This is a genomic window from Williamsia sp. Y853, assembly GCF_056786495.1.
This window is the reverse complement of record NZ_JBXCJC010000002.1, coordinates 561,322-575,143: the sequence shown is the minus strand read 5'-3', so window position 1 is coordinate 575,143 and position 13,822 is coordinate 561,322. Positions and strand designations below refer to the sequence as shown.

The 13,822-nt window shown below is 61.2% G+C and carries 12 protein-coding genes; 10 read left to right on the top strand and 2 right to left on the bottom strand.

The window, feature by feature from the left end; genetic code table 11:
* Nucleotides 1–58: 58 nt before the first annotated feature.
* Nucleotides 59–1,999 (bottom strand): flavin-containing monooxygenase, encoded by a 1,941-nt coding sequence (locus AC1TPF_RS14630; RefSeq protein ID WP_482137863.1) that lies wholly within the window; start codon nucleotides 1,997–1,999, stop codon nucleotides 59–61.
* A gap of 334 nt (nucleotides 2,000–2,333) precedes the next feature.
* On the opposite strand from AC1TPF_RS14630, the gene AC1TPF_RS14625 reads away from it, so the two are divergent.
* The 4 genes from AC1TPF_RS14625 (at nucleotide 2,334) to AC1TPF_RS14610 (ending at nucleotide 6,643) form a co-directional block, all read left to right on the top strand.
* Nucleotides 2,334–3,512: a thiolase family protein gene (locus AC1TPF_RS14625; RefSeq protein WP_482137865.1), complete on the top strand. Its 1,179-nt coding sequence runs from the start codon at nucleotides 2,334–2,336 to the stop codon at nucleotides 3,510–3,512.
* Between the two features lie 63 nt (nucleotides 3,513–3,575).
* Nucleotides 3,576–4,343, top strand: a complete 768-nt coding sequence (locus AC1TPF_RS14620) for an SDR family NAD(P)-dependent oxidoreductase (RefSeq protein ID WP_482137867.1) — start codon at nucleotides 3,576–3,578, stop codon at nucleotides 4,341–4,343.
* A gap of 78 nt (nucleotides 4,344–4,421) precedes the next feature.
* Nucleotides 4,422–5,852 (top strand): enoyl-CoA hydratase-related protein, encoded by a 1,431-nt coding sequence (locus AC1TPF_RS14615; RefSeq protein WP_482144524.1) that lies wholly within the window; start codon nucleotides 4,422–4,424, stop codon nucleotides 5,850–5,852.
* Entirely contained in the window at nucleotides 5,849–6,643 is a 795-nt protein-coding gene (locus AC1TPF_RS14610; protein ID WP_482137870.1) for an enoyl-CoA hydratase/isomerase family protein, read from the top strand. Before AC1TPF_RS14615 ends, AC1TPF_RS14610 begins: the two co-directional genes overlap by 4 nt.
* Before the next feature lie 68 nt (nucleotides 6,644–6,711).
* Here the strand turns inward: AC1TPF_RS14610 and AC1TPF_RS14605 are convergent, their stop codons facing one another.
* The gene (locus AC1TPF_RS14605; RefSeq protein WP_482137872.1) at nucleotides 6,712–7,458 is read right to left on the bottom strand and encodes an IclR family transcriptional regulator; all 747 of its coding nucleotides are present in this window, start codon (nucleotides 7,456–7,458) and stop codon (nucleotides 6,712–6,714) included.
* A gap of 242 nt (nucleotides 7,459–7,700) precedes the next feature.
* Between AC1TPF_RS14605 and AC1TPF_RS14600 the strand changes: the two genes are divergently transcribed.
* The 6 genes from AC1TPF_RS14600 (at nucleotide 7,701) to AC1TPF_RS14575 (ending at nucleotide 13,762) form a co-directional block, all read left to right on the top strand.
* Nucleotides 7,701–8,177 (top strand): MaoC family dehydratase, encoded by a 477-nt coding sequence (locus AC1TPF_RS14600; protein WP_482137873.1) that lies wholly within the window; start codon nucleotides 7,701–7,703, stop codon nucleotides 8,175–8,177.
* Complete coding sequence (locus AC1TPF_RS14595) at nucleotides 8,174–8,989, top strand: HpcH/HpaI aldolase/citrate lyase family protein (RefSeq protein ID WP_482137875.1); 816 nt, start codon at nucleotides 8,174–8,176, stop codon at nucleotides 8,987–8,989. The genes AC1TPF_RS14600 and AC1TPF_RS14595 overlap by 4 nt, the downstream gene beginning before the upstream one ends.
* Nucleotides 8,989–10,155, top strand: a complete 1,167-nt coding sequence (locus tag AC1TPF_RS14590) for an acyl-CoA dehydrogenase family protein (protein WP_482137876.1) — start codon at nucleotides 8,989–8,991, stop codon at nucleotides 10,153–10,155. The genes AC1TPF_RS14595 and AC1TPF_RS14590 overlap by 1 nt, the downstream gene beginning before the upstream one ends.
* Nucleotides 10,156–10,509: 354 nt before the next feature.
* Nucleotides 10,510–11,715, top strand: coding sequence for a TRAP transporter substrate-binding protein DctP (gene dctP / locus AC1TPF_RS14585; RefSeq protein ID WP_482137878.1), 1,206 nt, complete (start codon nucleotides 10,510–10,512; stop codon nucleotides 11,713–11,715).
* The gene (locus AC1TPF_RS14580; RefSeq protein ID WP_482144523.1) at nucleotides 11,712–12,476 is read left to right on the top strand and encodes a TRAP transporter small permease; all 765 of its coding nucleotides are present in this window, start codon (nucleotides 11,712–11,714) and stop codon (nucleotides 12,474–12,476) included. Before dctP ends, AC1TPF_RS14580 begins: the two co-directional genes overlap by 4 nt.
* Nucleotides 12,473–13,762 carry a TRAP transporter large permease gene (locus AC1TPF_RS14575; RefSeq protein WP_482137881.1) on the top strand — a complete coding sequence of 430 codons (1,290 nt, stop codon included), beginning with the start codon at nucleotides 12,473–12,475 and terminating at the stop codon, nucleotides 13,760–13,762. Before AC1TPF_RS14580 ends, AC1TPF_RS14575 begins: the two co-directional genes overlap by 4 nt.
* The last annotated feature ends 60 nt before the right edge of the window (nucleotides 13,763–13,822 follow it).

Below are 13,822 nucleotides of genomic sequence, written 5' to 3'. Positions count from 1 at the left end.
ACAACGGCACTCGTCCCCACCGGTAGGCGGGGACGAGTGCCGTCAGGTTGTCTGCTGACTAAGAGTCTTCGCGTTTTGCCGTGACGAAATCCTCCATATTTGCCTGTTTTGTGAACTCCCAGAACTCGACCGTTTTCCACGGGCTGTTCATGATCACGCGACCGCGGTTGTTGCGGTAGTAACTCGAGAACCCCTGGTGGGTCCAGATCATGTTCTGGTGCTTTTCGTCCATCAGGTCGTTGTAGGCGTTACACACATCTGTCCGTACTTCCACTTCGGTCTTGTTGTCGCGCAACATCTGTTCGATAGTGCTCATCACGTAGTTGATCTGGCACTCGGAGATGAAGATGAAGCTGCCGCCGTGACCCAGCGAGGTATTTGGTCCGAACAGCATGAACATGTTGGGGAAGTCCGGTGTGACGGTTCCGTAGTACGCCTTCGGGTTGTCGTCGTCCCAGGCATCGCGCACCGATACACCGTTGCGGCCGTACACGTTGACGGGTGAGAGGAACCGTGCGACGTCGAATCCACTGGCGGCGACGATGACATCGAGCTCGCGGTGGGTTCCGTCCTTGTTGACGATGCCTGTCTCGTCAATCTTTTCGATCGGGACGTCGACGAGTTCGACATTGTCACGGGTCAGTGTGCGGAACCAGCCGTTGTCGAGGAGCATCCGCTTGCCGTTGGGTGGGAAATCGGGGGTGACGCGCGCCGCAAGGTCCTGGCGGTCGCCGAGTTCGGATTCGATGTATCGGGTGAAGAAGCGGCGATGAGCGTCATTGATCTTGTTGAGTGAGCGTTCCGGGTGCGGCCATTCCGGGTCAACGTGTAGCGACGCATAGGTTTTGCTGTCGAAGATCCAGCTCAGGCGCAGGCGGTACCACCACTCGTACAGCGGCACTTCGGCGAACAGGAAGTTGGCGCCTGCCGGGATTTCCTTCTTGAACTTCGGGAAGGGTGCGGCCCACTGGCGTGAACGTTGATACACCTTCAACGATTCCACGCGATCTACGATCGCCGGGACGAGTTGCATTGCGCTGGCGCCGTTTCCGATGACACCGACCCTTTTGCCATCGAGCTCGACTGTTGGATCCCACTTTGCGGTGTGGAGCAAGTCGCCCTTGAAGTCGCTCAGGCCTTCGATGCTCGGCCACTTGGGTGTGCCGAAGGCGCCGACTGCCGTGACCAACAGGTTGGTGGTGATCTCATCCTCGCTGCCGTCGGGATTGCGTAGTTGTGAACGCCAGAGGTGGGCGTCCTCGTCGTAGTGGGTGCCGATCACCTCGGTGTTGAAGGTGATGTGCTGCAGAAGGCCGAAATCTTCAGCGACTCGACGGTAGTTCGCAACGACTTCGTCACGTGATGCGAAATATCGGTTCCAGCGGCCCTGCATGAATGAGTAGGAGTACAGGTGGCTCGGTGTGTCGACACCACAGCCGGGGTAGTGGTGCTGATTCCACACACCGCCGACGTCCGAACCTTTTTCGATGATCCGGAACGGGACGCCGGCCGATTTCAACCGGACTGCCATCGCCATGCCGGACATGCCGGCACCGATGACCAGAACTTCAAATCCGTTGGGCACCAAGTCAACCAGTGAGCGGGTCTGCGTCTCAGGATGTAGATACGAGTCGAGCTTCGCGGCCATCAGGGGCGCGTAATCCTCGGGAATCTCTTCGCCGACAGATACGCGCATGACTTTCAATAGCAATTCGTTGGAGATGTCCGGGATGGCGATGTCGCGGCCGGCACGCCAAGCCAGGATCGCCTCAAAGGCTGCCTGCCGAATGTTGTCTTGTAGTTGAGGATCAAGTCCACCGGTGTCGTTGTCGTCGACCCCCTGGCAGCGTGTCGGGCGGTACGGCTCGTCGAGCCAGCTCAAGTCGCCGGTCATCTGGACGATCATCGTCTGCAGTGTCGGGACATTCGCTTCCTGCAGCGCGGCGCTCAGGTTTTCCTCGAACAGTCGATCGTGCTGCATGGTGATTTCAGACGTCATTTCGCCCGGCCTCTCGTTTTGCGCTACCGATCGCGTTTTCCGGTCCGCGGGGGCGAACGGGTCCGATCGTGCGTACGTGTATACGAACAGCCGTACGATATCTCGTACGGCTGTGCAGTGTCAACGGTTGTGTTGGTAGGAGGGCTTTGTCGGGGTGGTTCTCGGGTTGACCATTGCGATGTCTCATCGCCATTGCGGGTCTACGGAGGCGCCTGTACTATCCTCATATACGGATAAGCGTCCGAAATAACGAATGTAAGACGCCGGTGAAACTTCCGAACCCCAACCGCCCCTCAGTCATGTGCGGTACAGCGAGAAACAGAGGAACTCTGACATGCCAGAAGCCGTGCTCGTCGACATCGTGCGTTCACCCATGGGCAAAGGCAAGCCGGGAGGCGCCTTGTCCCCACTGCATCCCGTTGAACTCCTCGCGCAGGTTTTCTCGGCGCTGGTCGGCCGCAACGACTTCGACCCAGCGCTCGTCGACGACGTGCTGGTCGGTTGTGTCGGCCAGGTCGGAGAACAATCGGGCACTCCCGGTCGGCACGCCTGGTTGTCTGCCGGACTGCCGGTCTCGGTGCCGTCCGCAACCATCGAACGCCGATGTGGCTCGGGCCAACAGGCCATCGATTTTGCCGTACAAGGGATCGTCGCCGGCGCCTATGACATCGCGATTGCCGGTGGTATCGAATCGATGAGTCACGTGCCGATGGGCACGAACCGCAAGAACTCAGATCCAGCCGGCCCCGGCGTCGCCGCACGTTTCCCTGGTATGACGTCGCAGGGCATCGCCGCCGAGCTCGTCGCGCAGAAGTTCGGACTGTCGCGTGAGGCGATGGACGCCCTCAGCGTCGAGTCTCATCTGCGGGCGCAGCGAGCAAGCGACACAGGCGTTTTCGATTCGCAGATCGCGTCCATCGTTTGCCCAGACGGCACGGTCGTGAACAAGGATGAGACCATTCGGCCGCAGTCCTCCTTCGAGTCATTGGCCAAGCTCAAGCCGGCGTTCGGCACCGACGAAGCCCGTTCGCAGTATCCGGACCTCGACTGGCGGGTGACCGCAGGCAACTCCTCGCAGATCACCGACGGCGCCGGTGCCGCACTCTTGATGAGTTCCGAAATGGCCGAGAAGCTCGGTCTGCGGCCGAGGGCTCGGTTCGTGACCGCCGCCGTCGCCGGTGACGACCCGGTACTGATGCTGACCGGTCCGATCCCTGCCACGCACAAGGCGCTCAACCGTGCGGGCATGAAGATCGGCGACCTCGACTACGTCGAGTTGAACGAAGCCTTCGCCGCGGTTCCGCTGGCCTGGCAGACCGAGTTCGACATGGATCCGGTGAAGCTCAACGCCAATGGAGGCGCGATCGCACTCGGGCATCCGCTCGGTGCTTCGGGACTGCGTCTGATGTCGTCTCTTATCGGCAGCCTCGAGGCCACCGGCGGTCGATTCGGCCTTCAGACGATGTGCGAGGCCGGAGGCATGGCGAACGCAACCATCGTCGAACGACTCTGAGCCGCAAGGCAACACGTACAACGCAACTACCTAGGCTCTGCACGAACCACGAAAGGTAAGACATTGAATCTCACGGGAGCATCCGTCATCGTCACCGGTGGCGCATCCGGCCTCGGACTGGCCACAGCCACGCGGCTCGCCGCGCGCGGCTGTGCTGTCACCATTCTCGACCTGCCGACATCGAAGGGTGTCGAGCGGGCCGAGGAGCTCGGCAGCAACGTGTACTTTGAGCCTGCTGATGTCACCGATGACGAGCAGGTTGCCGCCGCGGTTGCGGCGGCCGCCGCACGCGGGCCGTTGCGCGCTGTGGTGCATTGCGCCGGACACGGTGGCACCGTGCGGATTCTCGACCGTGACGACAACCCTGCCGATCCGGAACTGTTCGACCGCGTCATCCGGACCAATATCCGGGGCACCTTCAACATCCTGCGTTACTCGGCCAGTGCCATGGCGAAGAACGGCCTCGTCGACGGCGATCGTGGTGTGGTGGTCATGACTGCATCGGTCGCAGCCTTCGAAGGCCAGATCGGGCAGCTTCCGTACGCAGCGTCCAAGGCCGGCATTGTGGCGATGACGCTCGTCGGCGCACGCGATCTGGCGAAGAAGCAGATCCGTGTGGCGTCCATCGCGCCGGGTATCTTCGACACCCCGATTCTCGATCGTCTCGGTGACGAGGTGAAGAAGCAGCTTGCCGCGCCGGTACCGCACCCGAACCGACTTGGCCAGGCGCCGGAGTTCGCGCACATGGCTGAGGCGATCATCGACAACCCGATGCTCAACGGCGAGACCATCCGTCTCGACGGGGCCGTCCGCATGGGACCCCGCCCCTGAGCCTGACCGGCGAAATCACCACCGGTGGGCGTTCAGCACTCCGAATCTCGAGTTGTCGCAAGCGATGTAAGGAAGCCGATGAAGTCTGTCATCACATGGGAGCAGTCCGGCGAGGGTATTGTCTCGCTGATGCTGGACGACCCGGACCAACCCGTCAACACTGTCAGTGTTGCTTACATCCAAGCGCTTTCGGACGCGGTGGACCGCCTCGAAGCCGAGAGTGACTCGGTGAAGGGGGTGATTCTGCGATCGGCGAAGAAGTCATTCCTCGCCGGTGGTGACCTGAACCGATTGCTCGCCGCCGGTCCCGAGACCCTCGACGACTTCGTTGCGGACATCGACTCGCGTAAGGGTTTGACCAAGCGCCTCGAGTCACTGCCCATACCGGTCGTCGCGGTGATCAACGGGCCGGCGCTCGGCGGAGGTCTGGAGTTGGCGCTGTGCTGCCACCACTCGATCGCCATCGACGATGGCCGTGTGTCGGTCGGCCTTCCGGAATCCAGGCTCGGCCTAATGCCCGGTGCCGGCGGAATTGTTCGTACCGTCCAGCGACTGGGGATCGATCGGGCGCTCGACGAGCTGATTCTGCCCGGACGCAAGTACTCGCTCGGCGAGGCCATCGAGATGGGACTGATCGACGAGGCCGTCGAATCGACCGAGGAAGCCGTCCGGTCCGCACAGACGTGGATCGCGGCGCATCCATCCGGACGCGTTCGTACGGAGATCGCTGATCGTGGGGTAGCCCGGGCTTTGCCGGCCCCCCGTGCGGTGCCGGTCGAACGGGCTGTCATCCGAGCTGCGAACAGCGCATTGACCGCAACGACCCTCGAGGCTCTGCATACCGAGTCCGTGGAGTTCGGTTCGGTGGTGGTCTCTGGTGCGACGAAGAATGCTCTCCAGGCACAGTTCTTCGCCACGAATGCTTTGCGGAAGCGAGCCAAGGCAATCTCCTCTGCTCCCGTCGATCCGGCCGGGGTTCCCGAGGCCGACCGGCCGACTGTCTGGCATGCACCCGACTACGTCGGCGACGGTCAAAGGTTTGCCGAGGTCAGCTGGGACGGCACTGAAGGTGCGTCCGCCTACGTAGCCGGACTCTTACGAACCGGAGTTGTGCCAGTGCTTGTGGGGCTGGGGGAGCGTCCCTTCTCCCAGTGGATCGGAGAGGCTCTGGACCAGGCGGTGATCGATGCAGAGACGAGCGGTCAAGCGCGTGCGTCCATCGACCGGGCGTTGTATTGGACTGGTCTGGACTCAGAGATCGTAGGGCAACATCCGGAGCCCGCGACCGACGACGACGTCGAACTCGCCTGCGATCTACTCGACCGGATGGCCGCCGAAGGTCGCGTAGCGATCGAAGCCGGCGTTCTCGCCTTCGCCGAGGATGCCGACGCCGCGTCGGTACGGATCGCCGGATTCCCAGGCTGGACTGGCGGCATCGATTCTTGGCTCGCCGACGGCCGAAAGTTGGCTCTGTCTCTGCACGCTGCGTCCCGGGAGGACAACCGATGACTGATCACACTGCAAACCTCGAACTGTCCGAGCAGGTTATTGAGCTCTCGCACGACATCGAAAGTCACGTCGCCACAATCTGTTTCGCGAACGGGACGTACAACTTCTTCGACAAGGTGTTGCTCGACCGCCTGGCCTCTGCGATGGAAGAAGCCGCAACCGTTGGTGCTCGAGTGATTGTCCTCGAGAGCAAGGCCAAGCACTTCTGCGCCGGGATGAACTTTCAGCCGGACACCCTGGTTCACAAGGCCGGTCCCCATATCTACGACAGCATCGTCCCGCGGATCTTCGCCCAGCCCTTGCCTGTTGTCGCAGCGATCGACGGTGCGGCGATCGGTGGTGGATTCGGCCTCGCCATGTCGGCCGATTTTCGGATCGCCACGCCGAGAGCGACGTTCGCGGCGAACTTTGCTCGCATCGGTGTCAGTAATGGATTCGCCACTTCGGTGACGCTGCCGCGAATCGTCGGCCACCAGCGAGCGACGGAGATCTTGTACACGGGAAGGCGGATCGGCGGCCAAGAGGCGTATACCCTCGGTCTGTGTGATCGGCTGGTCGAACCCGATGCGGTATCTTCCCAGGCGCACGAGTTCGCCACGGAGATCGCCATTTCCAGTCCGCTCGCCATTGCATCGATTCGACGAACAATGCGTGCGTCGTTGATCGAGTCGTTGCCCTCGGCACTGGCGGAGGAGCGTCGCGAACAGGGTCGACTCCGCGGCACAAAAGACTTCGCCGAAGGTGTGAGAGCTTATCGCGAGCGGCGTAAACCCAATTTCACCGGCGAGTAGATCTGCGCTGAGAGCGGCTCACCCGGTGAGCCGCTCTCCGGCGGTCAAGTCGTCGACTTCGAACGTGCTCAGTGACGTCCGCCGGACGACAGTGACTCGGCGACACTCCGAACCGCGGCGGTCACCGTGTCCATCTTGCCTGCCATGCGAGTCGCGGGGCCGGTGACTCCGATCGACAGCACCACGCTGCCATCAGACGAGAGAATGGGGCTTGCGACGCCGACCAATTCATCGTCACGGTTGATGGCGATTCGAGACTCACGCACCTCGTCGATCTCGGCACGCATGGACTCCAATTTCTCACCGTCGGCGCCCTGGCGACGTAAATAGGCTTCCATGCGCTGCGGGGGCATGAAGGCGAGGAAGCATTTACCGTAGCTCAGGGGCCACAGGGGCCGACGTTGGTGCAGAAGTGGCGATACCCGCACCATTTGTGCTGCCTCGACTGCGTCGAGGTGTACAACGGCGTCACCGACCAGCGATGACAGTACCGCTGTCTCACCGAATCGTTGTGAGAGTTGTTCGAGTTCATAACGATAGGCCGCTGAGGCGCCCGGCGCGCCCCCGAGGAGACTGGCGATGCCCGGGCCGCGAAAGTAACGCCCGTCGCGTTCCGTCAAATACCCGGTGGCCACCAACCCCTTGGTCAACCCGTGAATCGATGATTTCGGGGCGTCGATCGCGTTGGCGAATTCGCCGAGGCGAACTCCCGCGGGTTCGGCTGCGACCACTGCCTCCAGAATCCCCATCACGCGGCTTACGGTGCGATGCTCGGCGGCAGGGCTCGACTCGGCCGCCTTCGTCGTCGACGCCATGCAAATCCTCTTTCCGGCTGTTCGCGCGCGTTCTGTATCGCGCCGCTGCATTGAAGTATGCGAACGCCAATCGTATCAAGGAAACCGACATCGACCGGCCAATCTGCCTCGGTTCAGGGCGAAATCAGCGGCCCCGCTTGGGGACTGCGCGCCTCAGAGGATGCGATCCGAGGCTTGACACAGAGACTCCCTCGTTCGATACTCGTTCATATATAAACACATCCATACGTATTTAGGAATAGATGATGCGAGCTGTCACACAGCGTGGCCTGTACTTCGAGGATCTTGAGACCGACGTCGTCTATAAACACAGCCCCGGCCGAACGGTCGAGGCGTACGACAACACGCTGTTCTCGACGATGACGATGAACGGTCAGAGTCTGCATCTCGACGCGCACGCGGCACAGGAGACGCAGTTCGGTGAGCGACTCGTGAACAGCATGTTCACGCTTTCCACTCTCATCGGCCTGAGCGTAGGACAGCTCACGCAGCTGACCACGGTCGCGAATCTGGGTTTCGAACAGATCTCCTTCCCGAAGCCGATGTTCGCCGGTGACACGCTGTATGCCGAAACCACGGTCGTGGCGAAGCGAGACTCGAAGTCCCGCCCGGATGTCGGCATCGTGACCTTCCTGCATATCGGTCGCAATCAGCGTGGTGAAGTCGTTGCTGAAGCGCGACGCAATGCGATGATGCATCGCCGGCCGGTTGTGCAGTGACCGGCTCGCCGGTTCTCGGTCCGAGTCTGCTTTTCTGCCCGGGTGACCGACCCGAACGGTTCGATAAAGCATTCGATCGTGCTGATTCCGTGATCCTCGATCTAGAGGACGCCGTTGGTCCGGCCGGCAAGGCAGACGCCCGAGCCGAGGTTGCAGTAACGGCAGCCGCTGCTCCCGAGCGGGCCATCGTGCGCGTGAACGGTGCGGACACGAGATGGTTCGCCGATGATGTCGTAACCATGCGCCGGGCAGGGGTCAGAACAGTCATGCTGCCGAAGGCGGCGAACCCAGAGCACTTGGCGCAATTGGCCGACTTCGATGTTGTGGTCCTGATCGAATCCGCTGCCGGCGCCCTGTCCATGTCGCAGTTGGTGCAGGCAGAGAACTGCGTTGGAATGATGTGGGGTGGCGAGGATCTGCTCGCCGACCTCGGGGGTCGCTCCAGCAGGGGGCCCGACGGCCGCTATCGCCCGCTCGTCGAACAGGTCCGTAGCAACTGTCTCCTCGCCGCATCTGCAGCGGGCAAGGCAGCCATCGATGCAGTTCACATCGACATCTCTGACATCGAAGGCCTGCGCCGCGAATCGGACGAGGCCGCAGAACTCGGGTTCCGCTCCAAAGCGTGCATTCACCCGAGCCACGTGACCCACATCCGAGAAACCTTCCATCCCAGCGCAGCTCAGCTCGAATGGGCCAACACTGTGCTCTCGCACCCAGACGCCACCACTGGCGGCGTCTTTCGGATCGGCGATCAGATGATCGACGGTCCGCTCCTCACCCATGCTCGCCACATCGCAGAAAGAAGCCACTGATGGATCTTGAACTGACACCTGACCAAAAAGATCTGCGGACCGCTGCGCGTGACCTGGCTCGGAGCTTCTCGAACGACTACTGGGCCGAGAAGGACCAAAACGCCGAGTTCCCTTGGGAGTTTTACAACGCCTTCGCCGAGAACGGCTGGCTCGGAATTGCTATCCCCGAGGAGTACGGCGGCGGGGGGCAGGGCATCTTCGAAGCGTCATTGCTCCTGGAGGAGATCGCGGCTTCCGGCGCGGGCATGAATGGCTGTAGCACCATGCATCTGACCATCTTTGGCTTGAACACCATCGTCAAGCACGGCAGTGAGGAACTCCGGAAGGAGATCCTGCCCAGCGCAGCCGACGGTTCCCTGCACGTCTGCTTCGGTGTGACGGAGCCGGACGCCGGCACCGACACCACTCGCATCTCGACATTCGCCAAGCGTGTCGAGGGTGGCTATGTGATCAATGGTCGCAAGGTCTGGATCACCAAAGCCGGTGACTCTTCGAAGATGATTCTGATCGCGCGCACCACCAAGCGTGACGAGGTCGAACGTTCCACCGACGGCATGACACTGTTCCTCATCGACATCGATCCGGAGTTCGTGCACCTCAATCCCATTCCGAAGATGGGCCGCAACGCGGTCGCGTCCTACGAGGTCCTGATCGAGGACTACTTCGTGCCAGACACTGCGCGCGTCGGAGACGAGGGTAAGGGTTTCAAGTATCTGCTCGACGGTCTGAACCCCGAACGCATCCTGCTGGCCCACGAAGCGCTCGGCATCGGCCGGGCGTCCATGGAACGGGCAGCTCAGTACGCCAAGGAGCGGGTCGTCTTCGGTCGCCCGATCGGACAGAACCAGGGCATCGCATTCCCCCTCGCGGAGTGCCAGACCCGACTCGATGCCGCTGAGCTGATGGCTCGGAATGCAGCGTGGCGATATGACGAGGGATTGTCGTGTGGCAAGGAAGCGAACATGGCCAAGTGGTTGTGTGCCGACGCCGCATTCAAGGCCGCCGATCAGGCCATTCAGACCCACGGCGGTATGGGTTACGCCCGGGAATACCACGTCGAACGCTACTTCCGAGAGTCCCGCATCCTTCGCATCGCCCCGGTCAGCCAGGAGATGGTCATGAACTACGTGGCGAATCACGTTCTTGGCCTGCCTCGTTCGTACTAATTGTTTTGGCGTCAGGTGCACTCGCCCGCCAGAGTGGTGGGGGAGAGCACTGGACCATGTGTGCTCCGCGGGCTGTGTGGCGTCCACTCGCGAGTCCTTGTCCTGCGGGTGCGTACCGCGATTCTGATCGACCCCGTGATCGAGCGCTTCCTCCGGCCCGGTGCCGGCCCGGTCTGTTTGTTCCGCGCGAATTCCATTCGGCAGCAAGAACTTCGGCGATACAGTTCGTTGGTCCGTCGTCCATCGCAAATGCATGCGGGCTGCCGGCGCACTGTGCGATCAAGGCCTCCGGCCGCACCACCCGGGCGGGCCTCGCGCAAAGTTATCTGGGTCACGAATTGTGTTGACAGGGAGATGCGGCACACCTATCGTGTTCATTATTACGAATTGCTGTTCGTAATTCAGAACGGTGTCAGGTCGCAGCACCTTCGCACAGTCATTGATGGTCCATTGCTCATACTGGGGACCATCGCCGCTCCCGACATGACGGCAAAAGGAATATTACGAATGCGTAGAAGAAGATGGGCAGCCGTAGCCATGGCACTCGCCCTCACATTGACAGCCGGCTGCAACGCCAGCAGACCCGACGAAGTGTCCGGTGCAGTGACGCTGGTATTTGCCGATGCGTACTCGGCCAAGAATCCGGTAGGGAGAGGCGGAGTCAAGCCCTTCCTGGATTATGTGAACGCGCACGGGCCCGCGGTGGGACTCGAGCTGAACGAGTTCGGCAGCGGGCAGCTCGGCAAGCAGAAGGATTTACTCGCGTTGTTACGCAACGGCAGTATCGATCTGGGACCGATCATCCCTGGATACCTGTCGAATGAGTTGCCGTTGTCGGTTGTCGGTGACCTGCCCGGATTCTCGGAGAGCCCTTGCACAGTCGCCCGGGGCCTGCTCCCGATGGTGCGCCCCGGTGGAATTCTGTACGAACAAGAACTCAAAGAGCGCGGCGTGTTGGGACTGTGGACAGTGAACCTCCCGCGGTCTGAGGTGTTTACGAGCGGGTTCAAAGTTGAGCAACCCTCGGACCTCGAAGGCAAATTGATGGCAAGCCCGGGAGGTATCGGTGACCGAGTCCTAGACGGTCTGGGTGCCGCAGGTGTGGCCATGTCCATGCAGGACCTGTACGAAGGAATCTCAAGAAAGATCGTCGCCGGCTCGATCCGTCAGCCGTACAGCATTCCGACCTACAGCCTTGAGGACGTCTTCGACTACGCGACCGTCGGCGCGAACCTGAATGCAGCGACCTCCATCATGGCCATCAGCCCCAAGGTCTGGGACCGGCTGTCCACGGAGCAGCAACAAGTGTTGCTCGATGCTTCGGCCATCGCCCAGACCAGCGTGTGCGAGTCCGTTGATGAAGATTCTAAGAAGGCGAACAACACCCTGCGTGAGGCAGGCGTGACGCTAGTACCCATCGAGGGTCAGACCAAGAAACTCTGGGTTGATGCTGTTGCGCCCGTGCGGGAATCGTGGGTCGACGATCTCGAGTCGCAGGGGTTGCCTGCCGGTCAAACGCTGTCTGACTTGAGGGATGAAATGGGAAAGGTTGACCGATGACGCAGGACGCCATTGTCCACGCATTCCATCAGGGAAGCGCTCGGCGGACACCGTTTGGCTACATGACCGACGAACATCCCACACTCGATCGCATTCAGAACTCGGTGTCTGCGGGCTGCGGTCTGATCTCAGGCGTGGCGATCGTCATGATCGCAGTGATCACTCTCGTCGAGATCTTCACACGCGCAGTGTTTGATTCGCCCCTGGGCTGGGCGGTCTCTTTCATCGAGCAGTTCCTGCTGCCGACGACCGCCTTCTTCGGAATCGTGACCGCTTACCGAAGTGGCGCGCACGTAGCGGTGGTCAGCGTGTTCGAGAAGATGTCGACGCCGGTCCGCAAAGCATTACTTCTCATGGGCTATGTGATCGTCCTGTTGGGAATGGTGGCGGTTGGCTACACCGGTCTCTTGGCAACGGTCTTCTCTTTCCAAACCGGTGAAGGGCCTATGCCCGGGTCTTCCGAACTGCTCATTCCGAGCTGGATCTTCCGGGCGATCATCCCGACGTCGATGGGTTTGGGTGCGATCGTGGTCGCCATCGATCTGTGGCGTGAACTCAGCGCCCCGTGGAATACAGTGGCCACCGACTACGACCCAGGCGATGAGGTCGATGCGATTATCGCAGAGGTCGCCGGTGCAGAAGGAGCGCCGAGTTCGGGTGAAATAGCCAGTGCAGAAAGCAATTCGAGTGACGCGCACCTGGCCGGGGCGGCGAACGTCTCCCTGGACCGTCCCTCCACGAAGCCGGAGTTTACAAAGTGATTGCACTCCTACTCATCGTCATCCTCATCGGGCTCATTCTGCTTCGAGTCCCGGTCTCCTTCGCGATCCTGGCCGCCGGCATCGTCGGCCTGCTATTGCTTCTGACCGCGAGCGGTACCGCTGGTGTACTGGAAGCGATCCCCATCAGCTCAGTGCAGTCGCTCTCCCTCACGGCGATACCGCTTTTCATCCTGATGGCGCATCTGATGTTGATGTCCGGAATGATGGATTCGCTCTTTGATGCGGGGCGAACAGTCTTCGGCCGAACACCAGGCGGAACCGCAATTGCTTCGACGATGGCCGGCGTGGGTTTCTCGGCCGTGTCCGGATCGTCCACCGCAGCAGCGGCAACACTGGCCAAGACCACAACAGGCAGGATGATCGACGAGGGATATCGACCGACCACCGCGACCGGCATGGTGGCCTCGGTGGGCACCCTTGCGGGCATGATTCCACCAAGTGTGATCCTGGTGTTCTACGCCGTGACTGCAGAAGCGAGCATCGGCGACATGATCATCGCCGGGATCGTGCCGGGGTTGATCATCGCTGTTGCCTTGCTGCTCACCATGTTCCTTCCTCTGCTTCGTGATCCTTCCCGCCTACCGCGTGGTGAGAGATCGAGCCTGAAAGAGAAAGTCACACAGAGTTTTCAGGCATCGCCCATCATCCTCATCTTCGTCGCCGTCGTCGGCGCGATCTTCTTCGGGCTCGCGTCACCGACTGAATCCGCCGCACTGGGCGCGCTCGCCGCCCTGCTGCTCGTCATTGCACGACGCAAGCTGACACTTGAAGGCTTCATCGACGCAGTGATCGAAACCGTCAAGTCAAGCTCGATGATTTTTGCAATCGTCATCGCGGCGCACGTTTTCGGCTACGCATTCACGATGACAAAAGCGGCGAACGACATGGTCGACTGGATCGGCGACCTTGCTGTGCCAGCCATCGTCATCATGCTGCTGCTGACACTGCTGTACCTGGTGCTCGGCTTCTTCATGGACCAGATCGCGATCATCGCCCTTACTGTGCCAATTGTGCTTCCGTTGGTCGAGGCACTCGGTTATGACGCCATCTGGTTCGGCATCTTTGTGGTTCTGATGGGTGAGATCGGTTTGATCACACCGCCTCTGGGCATCAACGTATTTGTTGTCGCACGGACCTCCGGTCGTAAAGCCGGCGAGGTCTTCCGGGGCGCTGTACCGTACGCGGCCGCGATGTTGTGCGTGGCTGTCCTGTTCGTGGTGTGGCCCGAACTCGTTTTGTGGTTGCCCGGCAAGATGTCCGGCTAATAATCCGCGCGGGGACGCCTGAGGCCCCCCGCGATCGCTGGACACAGCGCCTTGGTGATC

Bases quoted from the DNA above. Each gene is read 5' to 3' on its own strand.
- dctP (WP_482137878.1), top strand. From the start codon at position 10,510: ATGCGGCACACCTATCGTGTTCATTATTACGAATTGCTGTTCGTAATT.
- AC1TPF_RS14610 (WP_482137870.1), top strand. From the start codon at position 5,849: ATGACTGATCACACTGCAAACCTCGAACTGTCCGAGCAGGTTATTGAG.
- AC1TPF_RS14630 (WP_482137863.1), bottom strand. From the start codon at position 1,999: ATGACGTCTGAAATCACCATGCAGCACGATCGACTGTTCGAGGAAAAC.
- AC1TPF_RS14590 (WP_482137876.1), top strand. From the start codon at position 8,989: ATGGATCTTGAACTGACACCTGACCAAAAAGATCTGCGGACCGCTGCG.
- AC1TPF_RS14615 (WP_482144524.1), top strand. From the start codon at position 4,422: ATGAAGTCTGTCATCACATGGGAGCAGTCCGGCGAGGGTATTGTCTCG.
- AC1TPF_RS14600 (WP_482137873.1), top strand. From the start codon at position 7,701: ATGATGCGAGCTGTCACACAGCGTGGCCTGTACTTCGAGGATCTTGAG.
- AC1TPF_RS14625 (WP_482137865.1), top strand. From the start codon at position 2,334: ATGCCAGAAGCCGTGCTCGTCGACATCGTGCGTTCACCCATGGGCAAA.
- AC1TPF_RS14605 (WP_482137872.1), bottom strand. From the start codon at position 7,458: ATGGCGTCGACGACGAAGGCGGCCGAGTCGAGCCCTGCCGCCGAGCAT.
- AC1TPF_RS14580 (WP_482144523.1), top strand. From the start codon at position 11,712: ATGACGCAGGACGCCATTGTCCACGCATTCCATCAGGGAAGCGCTCGG.